General features: G+C 66.2%; 19 protein-coding genes, 1 tRNA gene and 1 riboswitch. Of the genes, 12 read left to right on the top strand and 8 right to left on the bottom strand.

Annotated features, from left to right (window positions below; genetic code table 11):
* Window positions 1-86 precede the first annotated feature (86 nt).
* Window positions 87-584 (top strand): PAS domain-containing protein, encoded by a 498-nt coding sequence (locus tag BLS34_RS15440; protein ID WP_139189349.1) that lies wholly within the window; start codon window positions 87-89, stop codon window positions 582-584.
* Between the two features lie 9 nt (window positions 585-593).
* On the opposite strand, the gene BLS34_RS15435 is transcribed toward BLS34_RS15440, so the two are convergent.
* Both BLS34_RS15435 and mnmC read right to left on the bottom strand, forming a co-directional pair.
* Entirely contained in the window at window positions 594-983 is a 390-nt protein-coding gene (locus BLS34_RS15435) for a VOC family protein (RefSeq protein WP_028794318.1), read from the bottom strand.
* Between the two features lie 34 nt (window positions 984-1017).
* The gene (gene mnmC / locus BLS34_RS15430; RefSeq protein ID WP_093151594.1) at window positions 1018-3018 is read right to left on the bottom strand and encodes a bifunctional tRNA (5-methylaminomethyl-2-thiouridine)(34)-methyltransferase MnmC2/FAD-dependent 5-carboxymethylaminomethyl-2-thiouridine(34) oxidoreductase MnmC1; all 2001 of its coding nucleotides are present in this window, start codon (window positions 3016-3018) and stop codon (window positions 1018-1020) included.
* Window positions 3019-3127: 109 nt separating this feature from the next.
* Between mnmC and BLS34_RS15425 the strand changes: the two genes are divergently transcribed.
* Window positions 3128-3382, top strand: coding sequence for a hypothetical protein (locus BLS34_RS15425; RefSeq protein WP_028794320.1), 255 nt, complete (start codon window positions 3128-3130; stop codon window positions 3380-3382).
* A 59-nt stretch (window positions 3383-3441) separates the two neighbouring features.
* Here the strand turns inward: BLS34_RS15425 and BLS34_RS15420 are convergent, their stop codons facing one another.
* A complete protein-coding gene (locus tag BLS34_RS15420; protein WP_093151591.1) occupies window positions 3442-4431 on the bottom strand; it encodes an aldo/keto reductase in 990 nt (329 codons plus the stop codon).
* Window positions 4432-4681: 250 nt separating this feature from the next.
* Here BLS34_RS15420 and BLS34_RS15415 point away from each other — a divergent pair, with 250 nt between their 5' ends.
* Entirely contained in the window at window positions 4682-5848 is a 1167-nt protein-coding gene (locus BLS34_RS15415) for an SAM-dependent methyltransferase (RefSeq protein WP_281241210.1), read from the top strand.
* Between the two features lie 74 nt (window positions 5849-5922).
* The gene (gene lysA / locus BLS34_RS15410) at window positions 5923-7227 is read left to right on the top strand and encodes a diaminopimelate decarboxylase (RefSeq protein ID WP_093151586.1); all 1305 of its coding nucleotides are present in this window, start codon (window positions 5923-5925) and stop codon (window positions 7225-7227) included.
* Between the two features lie 2 nt (window positions 7228-7229).
* Here lysA and BLS34_RS15405 read toward each other — a convergent pair whose 3' ends face one another.
* Complete coding sequence (locus tag BLS34_RS15405) at window positions 7230-8897, bottom strand: sensor histidine kinase (protein WP_093151583.1); 1668 nt, start codon at window positions 8895-8897, stop codon at window positions 7230-7232.
* A 204-nt stretch (window positions 8898-9101) separates the two neighbouring features.
* On the opposite strand from BLS34_RS15405, the gene BLS34_RS15400 reads away from it, so the two are divergent.
* The 5 genes from BLS34_RS15400 (at window position 9102) to BLS34_RS25945 (ending at window position 11602) form a co-directional block, all read left to right on the top strand.
* Window positions 9102-9515, top strand: coding sequence for a hypothetical protein (locus tag BLS34_RS15400; RefSeq protein ID WP_051244612.1), 414 nt, complete (start codon window positions 9102-9104; stop codon window positions 9513-9515).
* Window positions 9516-9517: 2 nt separating this feature from the next.
* Window positions 9518-10369: an alpha/beta fold hydrolase gene (locus BLS34_RS15395; RefSeq protein WP_093151580.1), complete on the top strand. Its 852-nt coding sequence runs from the start codon at window positions 9518-9520 to the stop codon at window positions 10367-10369.
* A 125-nt stretch (window positions 10370-10494) separates the two neighbouring features.
* Window positions 10495-10788: a hypothetical protein gene (locus BLS34_RS15390; RefSeq protein ID WP_093151577.1), complete on the top strand. Its 294-nt coding sequence runs from the start codon at window positions 10495-10497 to the stop codon at window positions 10786-10788.
* Between the two features lie 241 nt (window positions 10789-11029).
* Window positions 11030-11248, top strand: coding sequence for a hypothetical protein (locus BLS34_RS15385; RefSeq protein WP_093151575.1), 219 nt, complete (start codon window positions 11030-11032; stop codon window positions 11246-11248).
* Window positions 11249-11487: 239 nt separating this feature from the next.
* Window positions 11488-11602, top strand: a tRNA-OTHER gene (locus BLS34_RS25945).
* Between the two features lie 575 nt (window positions 11603-12177).
* On the opposite strand, the gene BLS34_RS15380 is transcribed toward BLS34_RS25945, so the two are convergent.
* Entirely contained in the window at window positions 12178-12564 is a 387-nt protein-coding gene (locus tag BLS34_RS15380; protein WP_093151572.1) for a hypothetical protein, read from the bottom strand.
* 721 nt (window positions 12565-13285) lie between these two features.
* Here BLS34_RS15380 and BLS34_RS15375 point away from each other — a divergent pair.
* From BLS34_RS15375 to BLS34_RS15365, 3 genes are all read left to right on the top strand, one after another.
* Complete coding sequence (locus BLS34_RS15375) at window positions 13286-14068, top strand: class II aldolase/adducin family protein (protein WP_051244616.1); 783 nt, start codon at window positions 13286-13288, stop codon at window positions 14066-14068.
* Window positions 14069-14119: 51 nt separating this feature from the next.
* Complete coding sequence (locus tag BLS34_RS15370) at window positions 14120-14575, top strand: YcgN family cysteine cluster protein (RefSeq protein ID WP_028794327.1); 456 nt, start codon at window positions 14120-14122, stop codon at window positions 14573-14575.
* A 171-nt stretch (window positions 14576-14746) separates the two neighbouring features.
* Entirely contained in the window at window positions 14747-15007 is a 261-nt protein-coding gene (locus BLS34_RS15365) for a hypothetical protein (RefSeq protein WP_038014013.1), read from the top strand.
* A gap of 39 nt (window positions 15008-15046) precedes the next feature.
* On the opposite strand, the gene BLS34_RS15360 is transcribed toward BLS34_RS15365, so the two are convergent.
* The 3 genes from BLS34_RS15360 to BLS34_RS15350 all read right to left on the bottom strand — a co-directional run bounded on the left by BLS34_RS15360 (window position 15047) and on the right by BLS34_RS15350 (window position 18096).
* Window positions 15047-15610, bottom strand: coding sequence for a hypothetical protein (locus BLS34_RS15360; protein ID WP_028794328.1), 564 nt, complete (start codon window positions 15608-15610; stop codon window positions 15047-15049).
* 129 nt (window positions 15611-15739) lie between these two features.
* A complete protein-coding gene (locus tag BLS34_RS15355; protein ID WP_093151569.1) occupies window positions 15740-16255 on the bottom strand; it encodes a 6,7-dimethyl-8-ribityllumazine synthase in 516 nt (171 codons plus the stop codon).
* 89 nt (window positions 16256-16344) lie between these two features.
* Window positions 16345-16508, bottom strand: a riboswitch (FMN riboswitch).
* Between the two features lie 100 nt (window positions 16509-16608).
* Complete coding sequence (locus BLS34_RS15350) at window positions 16609-18096, bottom strand: hypothetical protein (protein ID WP_139189347.1); 1488 nt, start codon at window positions 18094-18096, stop codon at window positions 16609-16611.
* Between the last annotated feature and the right edge of the window lie 100 nt (window positions 18097-18196).

Below are 18196 nucleotides of genomic sequence, written 5' to 3'. Positions count from 1 at the left end.
GAAGGCGTCATCGCGGCGTCAACGAAACCTTATGAACCTCGGCGCTAGCCTGTCGAGCAGGAACAGTCCTTTTGGGTGTGATCACGATGCGCCTCGACCCCTCTCAGCTTCACCGTCCCGAGCTTCAAGAACTGACCGCCTTGTGGGACAAGGCGCGGCGGGGCGGCGGCATCCCTGCCATTGGCGGGTTGTCGCCGGTCGATGTCGCCCCCTACCTCGCCCACATCGTAATCGTCGAGGTCGAGGAGACGACCGATCGGATCCGCTTCCTGCAGATGGGGCGCGAACTGACGCCGCTCTTCGGCGACGACATGGTCGGCCGCTACCTGGACGAGATGCCGGCTGCCCTGCGCGATCATGTCGAGGGGACCTACCGGGCCATGGTGGCCGAACGGGCGCCGCAATATGCCGAATTCGAGGTCGCCGGCGACAGCTGGATGGTGATCTTCGAGCGCCTGATGCTGCCGCTCCGCGACGAGAGCACCGACCGGGTGGCCGGCGGCATGGTCGCGATCTATCCGCGCATCTCGATCCGCAAGCGGGTCACCCACAGCGACCGCGAGGAAGACAGCGTCGCCGCCTGACGGCCCGGATCACGCCAAGGGCGCGGGCCAGCTCGGGTCGCGGAACTCCTGGATCTCGAATCGGTAGCTTTCCAGTCCCCGGAAGAAGGTGGAGTAGACGTTGAAACGCTCGCTCAGCTGCGGCGGCCCCTCGAACTCCACGCCGCGGCTCTTCAGCGTCTCGTACGCGGCGTCCGCGTCGTTCACCACGAAGGAATAGGTCACCGCCGGGTTCTCCGCCGGCGGCCGGTTCGTGCACACCCCCAGAAAGGCGTTCGGAGCGGCCTGGTAGATGTGGCAGAGGTCGAACTGGTTGAGCGCCAGGGTCAGGCCGACCTTGTCGCGCAGGAAGGCCGACCCGGCGGCGAGATCGCGGGTGTACAGGAAGGTGACCTGCTGCTGGATCGTGAACGGGGACATGGTTTCCTCCTCGGGGGCGTTGTTTCGGACCTGACTATATCCGGCGTCGCCGCAGGTCGCGGATCGTGAACCGGTTCGGGTGGACGCAGGCGGCCATCGCGCGGTCGACCGGCCAGGGCTCCCCCAGCAATTGGGAGACCGCGAGCTCCGCCATCAGCGGCGCGGTGACGAGCCCGCGCGAGCCGAGGCCGGTCACCGCGAACAGCCCCTCCAGGAACGGCGGCGGTCCGCCGTCCAGCCGTCGGGCGTCGACCCGCAGGTGACCGTAGGCGTCGACCAGCCCGGCGGCATCGCAGAGCGGCCCGGCGATCGGCTGCCGGTCGGGCGTGACCGCCCGGACCGCCGCCCGGCCGCCCAGCACCGAAGGGGCCGCGTCGAACAGGCGGGACAGGGCGGAGGGCAAGAGGCCGAGGGTGCGTCGGTGGTCCTCCGCCTGCACCGCGACCGGCCAACCCGCCGGCTCGAACCCGCCCCGGGTATAGGTGGCGCCGGTCACATGCGTGCCGCCGATCGCCGGGGACAGATAGCCGCCGAACGAGATGCAGCTTCGCAGGCGGCTGCTTGCGGTGGTTGCGGCGAGACGGGTGATCTGGCCTCGGATCGCTTCCAGGGGGAGGCGGGCGGCCGGGGCCAGCGCCGGCGAGAGCATGGCGGAAGCGAGGATGACCGCGTCGGCCCGGTCCAGCGTGCGGCCGTCGGCATCGCGCAAGGCCCAGCCGGCGGGGTCATGCGTCAGCCCGGCGACGGTCGAGCGGGCCGGACGGTGCGGGCCGGAAAGAGCGGCGCTCCAGGCGCGCGGCGCGACCCAGCCGCCGGTGCGGTGCCACAGGGCCGGCCGGTCGAGCGCGACACCAGCGATCTCGCCGGCCGGCCCTGCATCGACCAGCGCGGCGGAGATCGGCGCCAGATGGCCCGCATCGGCCATGTCCTGGAACCGGCCGAGCACAGCGTCGTCGGGGGCCAGTTCCAGCACGCCGTCGCCACCGATCGGCACACCCGACCGGGACGCCTGATTCAGGGCGAAGCGGAAGGCGGCAGCGCTCAAGGCGCCCTGGACGTCGCCGTCGGCGGTCGGGCGGGCCATCACCAGCCCGGCCGGATTGCCCGAGGCCTCGGCCGCGATCCGGCCATGACGATCGAGCCAGACGGCCTCCACGCCGCGCCGCGCCAGGGCGCCGACCACGGCGGCACCGGCGATCCCGGCACCGATCACCGCCACGCGACCCGGACGCAGCGGCGACGGGGGGGCGTACCAGGGCTCGCCCGTGGCCGGACGACGCGGGCCGGTGAAGCGGGCGGCGATGCAGTCGCGCTTGCGCCCGTGGCCCGGCCGCTTCTCCACAGTAAAGCCGAGTTCGGCGAGGCCTCTGCGGACCGCGCCCGCCGCGGTGAAGCTGGCCAGCCTGGTGCCCGGGCCGGACAGCCGCGCCACCTGCTCCAGCACCGCCGGGCGCCACATGGACGGGTTTCTGGCGGGGGCGAAGCCGTCGAGAAACCAGGCGTCGACCCGCGCCTCCAGCCCGTTCAATGCGGCCGCCGCCTCGCCGATCAGCAGGGTCAGGCAGAGCCTTTCCTCCTCGAACCAGATCCGGTGATGGCCGGCGGTGGCCGGCTCGGGGTAGCGGGCGCGCAGCCGGGCGGCGAAGGCGCCGAGCCCCGGGAACGCTGACAGCGTCTCGCAGAGCTGCGTCCGGGAGAGCGGAAAGCCCTCCACCGCGACATAGTGCAGGATGCCGCCCGCCGGACGGGCCTCGCGCCAGAGCTGCCAGGTGGCCAGGAAGTTCAGGCCGGTGCCGAAACCAGTCTCGGCCACGGTGAAAAGCCGGGGGGTGACAGTCCCGAGACCACCGCGCCACGCGTCCGGCAGGCCGCAGCCCCGCAGGAAGACATGGGCGGTCTCGGCCAGGCCGTCCTCGCGGGAGAAATAGACATCGTCGAAACGCGTGGACACCGGCACGCCGTCGCGCAGGGACAGGCCGGGATCGGCGGCATCGAGCCGGGAGGCGGCCGGCGGATCGGAAGCGGTGTCGGTCATGGCGGCGACACTGCCACGCCGGACCGGCTGCCGCCACGTTCCGGGTGACAGCGGGTACGCGCCGCGCTAAGCCTCGGCGCACCGGACACGCGTTCCAGCGGAGGCGACCATGAGCGACGAACAACAACCGCCGATCCTGCCCGAAGACGAGCAGAAGCGTCTCGCCCTGCGGGTGATGCTCGAAGCCTGGGATGACGCGGTGGCCCAGGGCGCCTCCTCGGAAATCGTCGCCTCCTCGGCGATCTTCGCCGCCCTGACCGACATGATCGACATCTACGGCGAGGAAACGGTGGCCGAGATGGTCGCCGAATGGCCCGACCGCATCCGCGAGGGCGAATTCACCCTGAAGCCGAATTCACCCTGAAGCAACCGGGCGGCTGACCCGCCCGGCTGGCGCGCTCCCGCTGCCCATCGAGGCCGGGCCTAAAGGTCGAAATTCCGGCGCCAGAGGTCGCGCAGGCTGGAGAGCTTGGTGGCGGACAGCGGTCCCGCTTCCGCCGCCTTGATCGCCAGCTCCAGGTGCTCCAGTTCCGCCAGCCCGACGACCACGCAGGAGATGTCCTCGTTCGCGAGCGAGAAGCGGATCGCCGTCTCGGCCCGGCTCTCGCCGCTGTCGCCGGCGGCGGCGATGGCTGAGCGGGCCCGTTTGGACTCGGCCTCGAGGTCCCGGTTTTCCGGGGTGATCGCCACTTCGCGGCCGTGCCGGATGTCGGTCGCCAGCACGCCGGCGGCGAAGACGCGGATGTTCATGATGCCGACCTCGTGGCGCCGACAGGCGGCCATCAGCCCGGTGAAGTCCTGGGCCACGAGACCGTCCAGCGGCTCGCTCAGCCCGGCGGTCGGATTGAGCATGTTGTAGTAGACTTGGGCGGTGTCGACCTTGCCGCTCTCCACGACCCGGATGCAGGAGGCCGGGTCGCCCAGGGCGGTGAAGCCGATATGGTCGGTCAGCCCTTCCTTGCGCAGACCGTCGAGGAGGTCGGCGATCCCGCCGTCGCCGATCACGTCGTCGACACCGACATGCTGGCCGGTCGCCCGGGGCTCCACCGGATTGTGCAGCTGGAACAGGCTCACCTTGTCCAGGCGCAGGCGATCGAGGCTCCGCTCGATGCCGCGGCGGATCTGACTTGCGGCGGTCTCGTCGCTCTCGAGATCCAGGCGGATCTTGGTGGAGACATGGGGGCGCTCGGATGTGTCGATTTCCGACAGCAGCCAGCCCAAGGCGATCTCCGACTGCCCCTGGCCGTAGTCGCCGGCGGTGTCGATCCAGTTGATGCCGGCATCGATCGCCCGGCGGAGTGCCGCCCGTTTAACCTCGTCGTCCTGGTGGATCAGAATGCCGCCGACCCAGCCGCCGCCGAACACCAGTTCCGAGACCTGCAGGCGGGTCTTGCCCAACTGACGCGTGTTCATATGCTTCCCTCCCTGGAAATCCTTATTGTATTATCCTTAGTATGGTTAAGGTCGATTGCATCCATGCGATCGATGACGAAACGAACAGGGGGTGGCGACGATGCTCTCTGCGCGCGCGTTCCGCCAGTTGATATCCATCGGGCATCTTACTTTGATCGACCCCGATGGTAACCGTCACGAGTGTCTTGGATCCTGCGACGGCCCACGGGCCACGGTCAGGATCCTGGATCGGAGCCTCGACCGCCGGCTGATGCTCAATCCCGAGCTGGCGATCGGCGAGGGATACATGAACGGCGGCCTCGTCTTGGAAGAGGAGAGTACGCTCTACGACTTTCTCGATCTCTGCATGGTCAATATCGGCAGTGTGCGCGAAGGCACCATGCGCAAGCTGCTGGCCGGGGTTCGCGGCATACGGGCTGCGATCCGCAATTGGAACCCGGTCCATCTGGCCCAGGGTAAGGTCGCCCATCACTATGATCTGAGCGACGAGCTGTTCGATATCTTCCTCGACAGCGACCGGCAGTATAGCTGCGCCTATTTCCTCAATCCCGACGACGATCTGGAAACGGCACAGTGGAACAAGAAGCTGCATCTTGCCGCAAAGCTGAACCTGAAGCCGGGCCAGCGGGTGCTCGATATCGGGTCGGGCTGGGGCGGGCTTAGCCTGTTCCTGGCCAGTCTGGTCGACGACCTTCAGGTCGACGGCGTGACCCTGTCGCGCGAGCAGCATGCGGTGTCCAACCGCCGGGCCGAGGAGGCCGGCGTGGCGGACCGGGTGCGGTTCCACCTGAAGGACTATCGGGAGGTGGAGGATCAGTACGACCGCATCGTGTCGGTCGGCATGCTCGAACATGTCGGCCCCAGGCACTATGACGAGTTCTACGGTCAGGTGAACCGCCTGCTGCGCCCCGAGGGCGTGGCGGTGGTCCACGCGGTCGGCGTGTTCAACCGGCCGGAGCCGCAGAATCAGTGGATGGAGAAGTACATCTTCCCCGGCGCCTACACACCGTCCCTGCGCCAGCAGTTCACCGCCATCGAGAACACCAGGCTCTTCACGACCGATGTGGAGATCCTGCGCCAGCATTATGCGGAGACACTGAACCGGTGGCGGCTGCGCTGCGCGGAGGAGAAGGATCGGATCGTCGCGATGTACGACGAACGGTTCTACCGGATGTGGGAGTTCTACCTGACCGCCTGCGAGACCGCGTTCCGCCACGGCTCGCTGATGGTCTTCCAGATCCAGCTCGCCAAGAACCTCTACGCCGTGCCGCAGACCCGCGATTACATCGCCGATTTCGAGCGGCGCTGGCGCGGGCGGGGAGCGACCACCCTGCGTCAGGTCGCCGGATCGGACATGGGACGGAAGCCGCCGCTTCCCGACGCGCCCCAGGAGACGGAGGAGCCCAGGCGGGCTTGATGTTTCAGGGATTTCCCGTCATGTGATACGCCGCCGTCCGGACCCTGGACGGCGGCGTTTTCTCTGGGGGATCCATGGCCGCTGCTTCCGACATTTCGACCCGCCTGGGAACCGGCGAGCGCGACGGTGCCCTCATCACCGCGCTTGCCGCGACGGTCGGGACCCCGTTCTGGCTCTATGACGCCGCCCGGATCGAGAGCCAGATCGCCCGTCTGCGCGGCTTCGACACCATCCGCTATGCTCAGAAGGCCAGCAGCAACCTGGACCTGCTGCGTGTGATGCGGCGCAACGGCGTGAAGATCGACGCGGTGTCGAACGGCGAGATCACCCGGGCGCTGGCGGCGGGATATCAGGCCGGCGGAGACGACCTGGTCTTCACCGCCGATATCTTCGACCGGCCCACCCTCGAGCGGGTGGCGGAACTCGGCATTCCGGTCAATTGCGGCTCGCCCGATATGATCGACCAGATCGCCGCCGTCAGCCCGGGGCATCGGATCTGGCTGCGGGTCAATCCCGGTTTCGGCCACGGCCACAGCAACAAGACCAATACCGGCGGCCCGTTCTCCAAGCACGGTATCTGGTACGAGCAGCTGCCCGAGCTTGGCCCGCGCATCAAGGCGGCCGGGCTCGAGCTGGTCGGACTGCACATGCATATCGGCTCCGGCGTCGATTACGGCCATCTGGAGCGGGTCGGCGACGCCATGATCGAGGCCTATCGGGCGCTCGGCCTGCCGGTGCAGGCGGTCTCCGCCGGCGGCGGCCTGTCCGTTCCGTATCACGACGGCGGCAGCGAGATCGATACCGAGCACTACGTGAAGCAGTGGGATTCCGCCCGGTTGGCGATCCAGCAGCACCAGTCGGCACCGGTGGAGATGGAGATCGAGCCGGGCCGGTTCCTGGTCGCGGCGGCGGGCTGCCTCGTCGCCGAGGTGCGCGCCGTCAAGCAGGTGGCGGAGCGGTATTTCGTGGTGGTCGACGCGGGCTTCAACGATCTGGCCCGCCCGGCCATGTATGGCAGCTATCACCGCATCGGCTTCGTCGACGCGGCCGGGGTACCGGTCACCGGTGCCGCGCATCCGGTCGCGGTCGCCGGTCCGCTGTGCGAGTCCGGCGATGTGTTCACCCAGGGCGACGGCGGTGTGGTGGAGTTCCGCGACCTGCCGCTGCCAGCCGTCGGCGATTTTTGCGTCTTCGCCGATGCCGGTGCCTATGGTGCCGCGATGTCGTCGAACTACAATTCCCGGCCGCTGATCCCGGAAGTGGTGATCGATGGCGGGGAGGTGCGCCTCGCCCGGCGTCGTCAGACCATGGACGAGCTGCTGGCGCTGGAGACCGGTGAGACCCTGTCGCTCGGCGACGCGGCCATGCGCAGCGCCTGAGGTCAGGCGGCCGGACTTCGCGGCAGGGTCAGCCGGACGGTCGTGCCCTGGCCGACGCGGCTTTCGACGGAGAGCGTGCCGTCCATGGTACGGGCGAGGGACTGGCATATGGTCAGCCCCAGGCCAACGCCGCCGGCCGCCCGGGCGTAGGACGAGGACAGCTGGACGAAGGGCTTCATGATCTCGCCGAGCTTCTCTTCGGGGATGCCCGGTCCGTCGTCCTGCACGGCGATCTCGATCCGATCCTTGTCGATCAGGGAGGCGCTGACGTTCACATTGGCCGCGGTGCCGGCGTATTTCAGCGCGTTGTTCAGCAGGTTGGCGATGATCTGCATCACTGCGCGCCGGTCGGCGAGGGCGACGATCTCCTCGGCTTCGGCCGAGACCGACAGCGCGACGCCGTTGTTCTCGAACTCGACCCGCAGCCGGGTCGCGCTCTCCAGGAGCAGCGGCACGATATCCACGTGTTCGATCGACGCCGCCCGGCGGCCGCTCTCGATACGGGACAGGTCGAGAATGTCGTCGATGATCGACAGCAGGAACCGGCCGCTCTGGCGGATGTCGCCCACATACTCGCCCGCCCGCTCCCAGACCCGGCTGTTGCGCGGGCTGTTCTCCAGCAGTTCGCTGAAGCCGATGATCGCGTTGAGCGGGGTGCGCAGCTCATGGCTCATGACCGCCAGGAAGGTCGATTTGGCGGCACTCGCCTCTTCGGCGCGCTGCAGGGCGGCGAGGACCTCCTCGTTGGCGAGCGAGCGCTCCTCCGCGCGTCGGTAGCGCGAGACCGTCCAGACGGCGAAGCCGGCAAGCAGCAGCACCAGGCCCGGCAGGGTGACGGAAAGGTAGCTGGTGAAGTTCGGCCAGCCTTCCCGCGGGGCCGCCATGATCCGCCACGACCCGGTCGGGATCGCCACGTCCAGGCTGATCGGATCCAGCCTGTCGATCTCCGGGTCGCCCCAGATGATCTCCCGGTTCTCCGGATCGCCGTTCCGCCCGGACAGGGCCAGGTGATAGGTCTCGGCGAACCGCTCGTACCCGGAATGGCGCAGCAGAAGGGTGAAGTCGATGACGGTGGACGCGATGCCCCAGAGCCGGCGTTCGCCGGTCTTGTCGGCTCGCAACCGGATCGGGAAGCGGGCGATCAGGCCGAGCCCGCCCTGGACCAGCTCGACCGGCCCGGCGACGATGATCCGTTCCTCCTCGATCACCTGCTTCACCGCCGGCCACTGGTTCTCGGTCTTGCGGTAGTCGAGGCCGATCGCCTGCTCGTTTCCGGCGATCGGGTACATGTGGGAGACCACGAGATCCTTGGCCAGCGCGAGGTTGCGCACGTGCTCCGGCGCCCCTTCCAGGATGTCCTGGGCGATCAGGGCGAACTCCTCCGGCGTCAGGTCGGGGCGGGCGCGGACATAGCCGACCATGCCGCGGATCAGCTGAACGTCGCGGCTGAGCACCTGCTGCAGCGAGGCGCGCAGCAGGTTGAGGTCGTCGCGCGCCCGGTTTTCCGCGTTCCTGCGCGCCACGTCGGCCAGCGCCAGTTCCAGCAGCAGGGCGCAGACCAGGCCGATCAGGGCGGCGATCGCGCCGCGGCGGATCACATACCGCGGGAGTCGGGTGTCCTTGGTCGCGCGGCGATCGGCCTGGTCGGTCATTGCGTTGGCGCTCTGCATCGATTGGTCTACCAGAATGCCGGGATGACGGGCGTAAATCGACCGCTCTGGAAAGTAGTTCGTGGGCCGGATTAGACACCGGGAAGGGTTAATTTTTCCTCACCCTGATCGGTTTCGCCCCCGCTCTCCGCATCTTCCGGGCGCGGGATCGGGTGTCTATGCTGGCGCCTGCCGACCGAAGGAAAAAGCCATGAAGGGACGGAGATGACCGGCGAAGAGATCGCGCGCATCCTGGGGCGCCTGCCAGAATTGGTGAATGAAAACGAAGGCTTGGTGCGCCGCGGGCGGACGCTGAGCGGCGAATTCCTGGTCCAGGCCGACGACACGCCGGTGCATATCCGGGTGCATGAAGGCCGCATCGAGGCGGTGGAGACCGGCCCGTTCCGCATGCGCGCCTGGCGCTTCGCCATCAAGGCCGAGGCGGACGCCTGGACCCGCCACTGGGAGGCGATGCCGGCGCCGGGCTACCACGACGTGATCGCCATGACCCGCCTCGGCGTCGCCCGGCTGGAGGGCGACCTGCAGCCGCTGATGGCACATTTACGTTACGTGAAGGAGGTGTTGGCGTTACCCAGACGTTTCGCCAAACCGACCGAAACCGGCGCGGGGAGGGCCTGACCATGGCGATTCAGTACGAACCGATCCTCGGCCGCTACGCTACGTTGGACATCGGCGGCCGCGCCTGCCGCGTCTATATCGAGGAGGCGGGTCAGGGTATCCCGCTGCTCTGCCTGCACACCGCCGGCTCCGACGGCCGCCAGTACCGGCACATGATGACCGACCCGGAAATCACCGAGCATTTTCGCGTCATCGCCTTCGACCTGCCCTGGCACGGCAAGTCGAACCCGCCGGTCGGCTTCCACGAGGAGGAGTACCGGCTGACCTCCGACCTCTATACCGACGCGATCCTGGCCGTGGCCGACGCCATGGAGCTCGACCGCCCGGCGGTGATCGGCTGCTCCATGGGCGGGCGCGTCGTGCTGAACCTGGGCGCCCATCACGCCGACCGGTTCCGTGCCCTGATCGGGGTGGAATGCGCCGACCACCAGACCTCCTGGTACGACACCAGCTGGCTGCACCGCGGCGACGTCCATGGCGGCGAAGTCTGCGCCGCCATGGTCTCCGGCCTGGTCGCACCGCAATCGCCGGACGAGTACCGCTGGGAGACCCTGTGGGGCTACATGCAGAGCGGGCCGGGGATCTTCAAAGGCGACCTGTACTTCTACCGCGAGGACAGTGACTACCGCGACCGCACCCACCTGATCGACACCAGCCGCTGCCCGCTCTACCTGCTGACCGGCGAGTACGACTATTCCTGCACCCCGGAGGATACCGAGCGCACGGCCGCCGCCATCGACGGGGCCGAGGCGGTGATCATGAAGGAATGCGGCCACTTCCCCATGAGCGAGAACCCGGCCGTGTTCCGCGACTACCTGCTGCCGGTGCTGGAGCAGATCCGCGCTGGTGGGTGAGGGGCTGGTGAGGGATGGGGCGCTGCTTTCCCGCCTGGGGGAGGGCGGCGCCTGGTCCTTGGTTGAGCCGGATATCCGCCGAACGCGTTATGTTGTAGACTGTCCCCTCGCTGAGGAGCGGACCCATGGCGGATCAGACCGAAGTCCGGAACATCATCAAGGCGGAGCTGTCCAGGCGGCTGGATACCGTCAAGATCGTCGCGGTCAACCTGACCCCGCAGATCGATCACGACGGCAGCAGGGCCCTGTTCATCAACGTCGTCTACGACGGCAAGCAGGAGCAGCTCGACGTCGGGCAAACGACATCGATGGTCCGTCACATCCGGCCGCTGCTTGAGGAGGCCGGGGAGACCGCATTCCCGGTCTTCACCTATATCGCAAAGTCCGATCTGGGGAACCGAAGCCCTGAGGCCGCTTGATCTCAGTCTGATCGAGACTGCGAAGGACCTGGTTCGCAGTAAGAAGGGCAAGCCCACCCAGGCCAATCTTCGGCGCGCCGTCAGTACGACCTATTACGCGCTGTTTCATTGTCTTGCGCGCACGGCGGCGGATCTGCTGGTCGGCGCAACCCGCGCGTCACGAAGCGACGCCGCCTGGACCCAGGCCTACCGCGCCTTGGACCATGGCTTTGCCAAAGGGCAATGCTCCAATGCATCGGTCATGGGCACGTTCCCCACGGCGATCCGGGAATTCGGCGAGGAGTTCGTGGTGATGCAGCTCAAGCGCCACGCCGCCGACTACGCCCCGGACGACACTTACTACAAGTCGGCGGTCCTGCGGGACATCATCAACGCGGAGGACGTGATCCGACGGTTCGCCCAGGAACCGGCGAAGGATCGACGCGCCTTCGCCGCGTGGGTGGTACTGCGGACGCGGTAAGCTGATGAGTTGATCGGTGGAGCGGGCCTAGCCGAGGGCAGCAGCCACCACCTGGAAGCCGCCTCGCGGCAGCGGAACGACGCAATCGAGCAGTTGAAGGTGGGAGGGAGGGGCAGGAGGCGAGCATACTTATACTTGTTCGGGATGCCTCTTTTGGAACAAGCTAAGGGGGAGCCCGACAAGAAGGTGCTGCAGATGTGGTTGACAAATAGAAGCCATTGCGCTATCTCTAATTGAGTGCGGGTATGGCGGAATTGGTAGACGCGCGCGTTTACCAAAGCATTCGGGCTCCGAGTGCTTTATAAGCGTGTGAGGTAACCCCTCGTGTGAGTTCAAGTCTCACTACCCGCACCATCACTTCTTATCACATCAATTCAAGACCCGCCGCGCTAATATAGGGCGTGATACAAAAGGCCCCGCCAACTATGGCGGGGCCTTCGTCTTCGATGGTATTAGTGGGTGTTACTTCCGCCCCTGACCCTTCTTCTCGTCCTGCCCCAGGACGGACGCCGCGAGGCGACGAGTTTCAGTCGGTGTTGGCTTCTTCGCTCCGCTCAGCACCTTGGATGCTAGCGTCGACACTTTTGGGCTTGATTGCTTCTTCGGCATAGGTTGGATCTCCTTTTTTACCGAAATCTGTGGACAGATTGTAGGGATTCCAGTACCTTAACCGTGGAGGGGCTTGCGCCCCGCCACGGACCGCCTGCTACAACAACAAGTACGGCTGGTTAAAGCCTGCCGCAAGGCTACTTAAGGTCCGCATATAGTCTCCTTTCCCAGGGCCTAACTCCCCCTGGTGGAGGATGTCCGGTGGGACACTGCGTTCACTCCTGATAGCCGGACCCGGCTCTCGGAGTTTCGTTTGACGGAGTTGGCGCTCCGTCGGCGTGTGAGCCGCCTCCTCAATCGAGGAAGGCGGCTCATTAGTGTTACTCATTGTCTGTTTGATAGTTGATGTGCTTTGGCAGAATCCAACGCTTACCAACCACGCCAACAAGACCATTGGCCTTGAGGCGGCTTAGTTGTGGTGACATGCTTGTCCGAGGGACTTCAACGTCGAACCGCGCTTTGATCATGTCTATGATCTCTGCGGATTCCGCCCCATTGCCCTGGTCTTCGAGGACCTGAAGTATCATGTCCTTGATAGTCCCCTTCGCCGGTTGAGGGGCGTCACCAGTGCGAGGTGACTGACTTCCACCTTCCTCCGAGATAGCTACTTCCGCTCGCTCTAGTTCATCAATTTCACGCCGCAGGGCACTGATCTGTTGACGGATTTCGGCCTTTCGGCTGGCAATGAAGTCTCTGAGCGTCGACATGAACGAACTCCTGACTGTTGCTCATCAATATGTGCTCCGCTGCGACAATGCGCAAGCAATAAACTCTCAGAGTCTCGCAACGCAAATAGGGTTTGGATGGAGGCTGGGTGGACTACGTTGATGATGTGATGGGGTGACGGAGCGGCCGACCGGGCAATTTTGCAAGTTGGTGAGGTCGGTTGTCGCTACGTGAGTGCGAACTCCAACATCGTCTGTTTGGGGCAAGTTAGAGTAGTGTAAGCCATTCAATTGTATAGATTATGCTCGAGAGTGCCGAGCGAAACTGGAAGATGGGCTCACGTATGGGCTGTTGAAGCCAGCCCGATTCACACTTGATTGAAGACGAGGACTTTAAGTCTGAACAGCCCGATCAGTTTTGATCAGGATATCTTGTTTGATGCTGGAGTCGGCAAATTGTTGTCTATGCCACAAATCTCATATGTGTGATGCAGACCCTACCGGACTTCCATGATGTGGTGTAGGCACGCGTCATAATTCGGGAGCAGTATGAGGCAACCGTGAACTGTGAATTTCTCGGATATGGGTGCCTCAACGAGACGCTCTTAGGGATTCTTAACTCCCTCCCTTGCATTCCACCCCCCTGGCGCGCTCAATAGAGGTCAGACCGCGCCATAAGCGGCCACCGCAAGATTCCCGCTGGACTGTCATCCCTGACACGACCGCCAAGGATCGGCACCAGAATCCACCGGAGGAAACCGCCATGAACGACATGACCCCCGTGAAGGTCGCCCGCCCCGCCGGTATCAGCGACGCCGAGTGGCAGCTCCGGGTCGAACTCGCCGCCGCCTACCGCATGGTCGATTATTTCGGCTGGTGCGAGCTGATCTACGGCCACCTCACCGCCAAGGTGCCGGGCCCGGATCTGCATTTCCTCATCAACCCCTACGGCCTGAACTACGACGAGGTCACCGCCTCCAACCTGGTGAAGATCGACGTCGAGGGGAACAAGATCGACACCGACAACCCGTACGGGGTGAACCAGGCAGGCTTCGTCATCCATTCCGCCGTCCACATGGCGCACAGCGACCTGCACCAGGTGGTGATGCACACCCATTCGCGCTCCGGCATGGCGATCGCCGCGGTCAAGGAGGGCGTGCTGCCGATCTCCATGGGCTCCACCGCCTTCGTCGACCGGATCAGCTACCACGATTACGAGGGCGTCAGCCTGTATCTGGACGAGCGCGACCGCATCGTGGAGAGCCTGGGCGACAACCACGCCATGGTGCTGAAGAACCACGGGCTGCTGACGACCGGCCGCACGGTGGCCGAGGCCTTCCTGTGGCTGTATCGGCTTGAGCGCGCGGCCCAGGTGCAGATCGACGCCGGGGCGGCCGGGACGCTGAACCTGCTGGGCGATAACGTCGCCAAGAAGTCGGGCGAGGACGTGAACGGCTTCGCGGAATCCGCCGCCGAATACGGCGCGCTGGAATTCGCCGCCCTGATGCGCAAGATGGACAAGATCGACCCCAGCTTCCGCGACTGAGTGCGGCCGCTCGGTGGTCGCCATCGCGAAGCCGAAGTGTAGACGGGGACCATGCAGGCGGATGAAGGCGAAGACCGGTTCTGGGAGACGAAATCGCTCTCCCAGATGACCCGGGCCGAGTGGGAGAGCCTGTGCGACGGCTGCGGCAAGTGCTGCCTGGTCAAGCTGCAGGACGCCGAGACCGACGAGATCTCCTATACCGACGTCGCCTGCAAGCTGCTGGACTGCGGCAGCTGCCGGTGTTCGGACTATGCCAACCGCAAGAAGATCGTGCCGGACTGCGTGGTGCTCAGCGTCAAGCTGGTGAGCCAGCTGCAGTGGATGCCGTCGACCTGCGCCTACCGCCTGCTGAAGGAGGGCAAGCCGCTGTACTGGTGGCACCCGCTGGTCAGCGGCGACCCCGACACGGTGCACGAAGCGGGGGTGTCGGTGCGCGGCCGGGCGATCTCGGAGACCGTGGTCGACGATGCCGAGCTGGTCGAGCACATCGTCGACTGGCCGGCGTGAGAGGGCTCGCCCACCCATCCCTTCACCGTCATCCCCAACTCGTTTCAGGATGACCGGAGGGTGAGGGGGCAAGCTCCCCGACCTCCGCTCCAGAAACCCCACCCTGGCACCGCGCCGCCGCGATCCCCATATGCGGAACTCCAGAGACCCGCACACCAGGATGAGGACCCGATGGGCCGAGGCATGTGGATATTGGCGGCGATCCTCGCCGTGCTGGCCATCAGTCAGATTTACATGGCCGAGACCGGCCAGCTCGACCGGCCGTGGGCCGAGTGCAAGGAGAGCCTGTTCACCCAGGTGTTCTCCAACGAGTGCACCCCGCGCGACGGCGGCATGGCGCCGAGCACCGCCGGCGCAGGCGGCGATCAGCCGGCCGGCGACGGCCAGCGGCGCCTGGACGACGGCGTCGGCAAGGTCGATCTGGGCCAGTAGAGCCCTGCCCGGAACGCCCCTGCCCGGAACGCCCCGGCGTCAGAGCGCGCCGGCCGCCTTCAGTTCGTCCAGCCGCGTGTTGCTCTCCTCGAACAGGCGCACCAGCTTCTCGCTGTCATAGGGCGCCTCGCGCAGGGTCTCGTCGTCCCATTCGCTGCGGCCCGGCGCGAAGAAGTCGCCGCCATAGACATGCAGCGCGCCGGTCAGCCGGGACAGCGGGTTGGTGACCGAGTGGATCGCCGTCTCGCCGAGCCAGACCGCCTCCTTCTCGCCCATCTCCTTGCCGCCGAGCTGCTGCAGCCCGTCGGGGCTGCGCCGCCAGAAGGTGTTCAGCTCGGCCCCGGTATAGATGCCGATGGAGGCCCACATGTTGTGGTTATGCGGCATCAGGTGCATCTCCGGCCCCCAGACCAGATTCAGCACGGTGAGCCGGTCGGAGCGGTGCAGGGTGCTGACGCCGGCCTTCTGCGGCTCGCCGAGCGCCGACATCAGGGCGCCCGGATCCGCCACGGCGCGGGCGACGACCTCCTGGGCCGCGCGATCCGGCGTCTTCTCGTCCAGCGCCGCGTAGCAGTCCTCGATGAACCGGTCGAGATCGAACATTGGTATCCTCCCAAGTCTGTTGACGCCGAGTATGCCGCAGCCGCCGGCCGCGGGGAATGCGTCGGGACTGCGAGCAAAGCGGCTGCGACTGTTGGTAACAGCGGGACCCGGCCCGGACGTGATCCGCGATCAGGCCGCCACGGCGACCGGGACCGGCTCGGCGGTGACCGCGAGGCAGGCGGCGGCGACCTCGCGGCCCTTCAGGCGGAAATGGTCGAGGAAGAACGCCTGGTGCTCGGCGCTCTCATGGAAGCGGTGCGGGGTCAGCACGGCCGACAGCACCGGCAGATCGGCCTCCATCTGCGCCTGCATCAGCCCGGAGATGACGCTCTGGGCGACGAAGTCGTGGCGGTAGATGCCGCCATCGACCACGAAGGCGGCGGCGACCACCGCCCGGTATGTCCCCGCGCGGGCCAGCCGCCTTGCCAGCAGCGGGATCTCGAAGGCGCCGGGCACGTCGTAGACATCGACCGCGAAGGCGCCCGGCCGGTCGCGCCGCAGCGTCTCCAGGAACGAGACCCGGCAGGCATCGACGATCTCGGCATGCCAGCGCGCCTGGATGAAGGCGATGCGGCCGGCCGGCTTGTTGGTGCTGGCAGGGGAGGTGGCGGGGGAGTTGGTGGTGGTTTCGGTGCTCTGATTCATGGCTGTCCTCCTTGGACATGAGCGGTGAACCAGGGCGTACGAACTCGCGGGCGCATCCCCGCGCCCGAGGCGCGCGGATCCGCTCTCTCCTTCGTTATCTTTCATCCGGACTGTGACCGTCGGCTCCGGGATCGCACCGGATCTGCTGACCCCCCAAGGAGACAATCCCCGAAGGCGCTCGCGGGCTCGGCCCCGGGCGCCGCCTGGGACCATCACCGCCGGTGGGGACTTCCACCCCGCCCCGATAACGCGCCGCACCACCGGTGCGGCGGCGGGAGACTACAGGCAGGGGGAAGGAGGTGTCGAGCCACCCAGCGCGATGCCGGGTGGCTCTTTGGATCGGGTGAGAGTGCTTATTGCGGGGTCAGCGGCGTCAGGCTGTCGAAGATATGGCTGACGCCCTGGCTCGGGCTGTCGTTCTTGTCGACCGAATGGCAGCCGAAGCAGTTCTCCGGTTTGAACGACCCGGTGCCCGAGCTGTCCGGGAACTGGTGGAAGGTCTCCATGGTCGCGTTGGCCAGGCGTCGGGTTCCGCGCAGGACGCTGTCGGTGCCGCTGGTGGGAATGGCGTCGGGGCCGCCGCTGCTCCAGATCGACCCGGTCTGGATGTAGTTCGAGCGGACGTCGCCGTCGCCGATCCAGTTGAGGACGGAGCGGTTCAGGGAGATCAGATCCGTGGCGCGGGTGAGCGCCGAGGAATTGCCGCTGTACTGGGCCGCACCGCCCGGCAGGTTGGGGATCGGCGCGTCGCCCCAGGGGTTGATCCGCACCACCGTGTTCGGTCCGATCGTCTCGCCGCTGTCGGCGGTGATCGTCGGCGGGGTTGAGCTGCCGGAATAGGTGGCCCGCTCGACGATCCGCAGCACCGGCGTATGGCTTTCCTGCGGTGAGTCGTTGAACAGCCAGGTCAGGTTGCCGTTGCCGTCATAGGATGCGCTGGCGATGGTGCCGAACGTGGTGAAATACAGGTACCCGTTCTGCGGCGCGTTGTTGATGTGCTCGAAGGTCGCCCAGACCATCTCCGGGTGGTTGTTGACCGACCCGACGATATGCATGCCGACCAGCGCGACGCGCTTGAGGGCGGTGCCGGTCTGCGTCCAGGTCGTCTCCGAGGTGTGCTCGAAGGTGGCGACCGTGGCCATCGCCGTCACGTAATCCTGCGGATTGTCGAGGCTGGCCGCGTCGATCCACGAGGTCTTCAATTCCATCGCCAGGGCGTCGCCCGACGACAGGCCCGAGGTCCCGAACGTGCTGTCGGCGTAGTTGGTGATAGCGGTGAGGTCGGCCGCCGTGGTCGGGAAGTCGGTGGCGAGCTCGCCCTGGAAATTGGCCGGGTTGGACGTGCTCTTCACCCCGGTCTGGTAGTAGGCGTAGACGTTGTTGGTGTTGATCCCGTAGTGGATGATCTCGCCCTGCGGCGAAATCAGGACGCCGCCGCCCCCGGCCTGACCGGCGCCGGTGTCTTCTTGCGGCTTGACGACCCGCGGCTGCAGGGTCATCGCGGCGTTGCCGTTCTGCGCCACGTAGGCATCGTCCGACACGCCGAAGAAGTCGGGGCCGTCGAAGACCAGCGTGCCGTCCGGCTGGGAGGTCAGCCACAGGAACATCTGGGCGCCCCACTTGAAGAAGTTGCAGTCGTTGGCGTCGTCGAAGGTGACGCTGTCGGCCGCCTTGAAGACGCCGGAGGCGGGGGCCTTCCAACTGTCGAACTCGCTCGACGAGACGACGCAGGTATCCATCACGTTGGATGGCAGTGGGGTCTGCGCCCCGGCCGGCCCGGCCAGTCCGGCGACGAGGCAAGCGGCCCCTATGAGTGGGGTGAACTTTGGTATTCCGGTCATGAAACCCTCCGAAAGGATGAGTCAAGGTTGCATTAAAGTCCCCACGTTATTTCAAAGGTAGCATAAATAATCTTATGGTAGAAATTGATAATATAAAAAC

The sequence above is a fragment of the Thalassobaculum litoreum DSM 18839 genome, from assembly GCF_900102465.1.
GTDB lineage: Bacteria > Pseudomonadota > Alphaproteobacteria > Thalassobaculales > Thalassobaculaceae > Thalassobaculum > Thalassobaculum litoreum.
The sequence above is the reverse complement of the archived record's forward strand: the minus strand, read 5'-3'. Positions and strand labels throughout refer to the sequence as shown.

What these genes read in the sequence shown, in the direction of transcription:
- BLS34_RS15440 (WP_139189349.1), top strand. Translation starts at nt 87, where the DNA reads ATGCGCCTCGACCCCTCTCAGCTTCACCGTCCCGAGCTTCAAGAACTG.
- BLS34_RS15435 (WP_028794318.1), bottom strand. Translation starts at nt 983, where the DNA reads ATGTCCCCGTTCACGATCCAGCAGCAGGTCACCTTCCTGTACACCCGC.
- mnmC (WP_093151594.1), bottom strand. Translation starts at nt 3,018, where the DNA reads ATGACCGACACCGCTTCCGATCCGCCGGCCGCCTCCCGGCTCGATGCC.
- BLS34_RS15425 (WP_028794320.1), top strand. Translation starts at nt 3,128, where the DNA reads ATGAGCGACGAACAACAACCGCCGATCCTGCCCGAAGACGAGCAGAAG.
- BLS34_RS15420 (WP_093151591.1), bottom strand. Translation starts at nt 4,431, where the DNA reads ATGAACACGCGTCAGTTGGGCAAGACCCGCCTGCAGGTCTCGGAACTG.
- BLS34_RS15415 (WP_281241210.1), top strand. Translation starts at nt 4,682, where the DNA reads ATGCTCAATCCCGAGCTGGCGATCGGCGAGGGATACATGAACGGCGGC.
- lysA (WP_093151586.1), top strand. Translation starts at nt 5,923, where the DNA reads ATGGCCGCTGCTTCCGACATTTCGACCCGCCTGGGAACCGGCGAGCGC.
- BLS34_RS15405 (WP_093151583.1), bottom strand. Translation starts at nt 8,897, where the DNA reads ATGCAGAGCGCCAACGCAATGACCGACCAGGCCGATCGCCGCGCGACC.
- BLS34_RS15400 (WP_051244612.1), top strand. Translation starts at nt 9,102, where the DNA reads ATGACCGGCGAAGAGATCGCGCGCATCCTGGGGCGCCTGCCAGAATTG.
- BLS34_RS15395 (WP_093151580.1), top strand. Translation starts at nt 9,518, where the DNA reads ATGGCGATTCAGTACGAACCGATCCTCGGCCGCTACGCTACGTTGGAC.
- BLS34_RS15390 (WP_093151577.1), top strand. Translation starts at nt 10,495, where the DNA reads ATGGCGGATCAGACCGAAGTCCGGAACATCATCAAGGCGGAGCTGTCC.
- BLS34_RS15385 (WP_093151575.1), top strand. Translation starts at nt 11,030, where the DNA reads ATGGGCACGTTCCCCACGGCGATCCGGGAATTCGGCGAGGAGTTCGTG.
- BLS34_RS15380 (WP_093151572.1), bottom strand. Translation starts at nt 12,564, where the DNA reads ATGTCGACGCTCAGAGACTTCATTGCCAGCCGAAAGGCCGAAATCCGT.
- BLS34_RS15375 (WP_051244616.1), top strand. Translation starts at nt 13,286, where the DNA reads ATGAACGACATGACCCCCGTGAAGGTCGCCCGCCCCGCCGGTATCAGC.
- BLS34_RS15370 (WP_028794327.1), top strand. Translation starts at nt 14,120, where the DNA reads ATGCAGGCGGATGAAGGCGAAGACCGGTTCTGGGAGACGAAATCGCTC.
- BLS34_RS15365 (WP_038014013.1), top strand. Translation starts at nt 14,747, where the DNA reads ATGGGCCGAGGCATGTGGATATTGGCGGCGATCCTCGCCGTGCTGGCC.
- BLS34_RS15360 (WP_028794328.1), bottom strand. Translation starts at nt 15,610, where the DNA reads ATGTTCGATCTCGACCGGTTCATCGAGGACTGCTACGCGGCGCTGGAC.
- BLS34_RS15355 (WP_093151569.1), bottom strand. Translation starts at nt 16,255, where the DNA reads ATGAATCAGAGCACCGAAACCACCACCAACTCCCCCGCCACCTCCCCT.
- BLS34_RS15350 (WP_139189347.1), bottom strand. Translation starts at nt 18,096, where the DNA reads ATGACCGGAATACCAAAGTTCACCCCACTCATAGGGGCCGCTTGCCTC.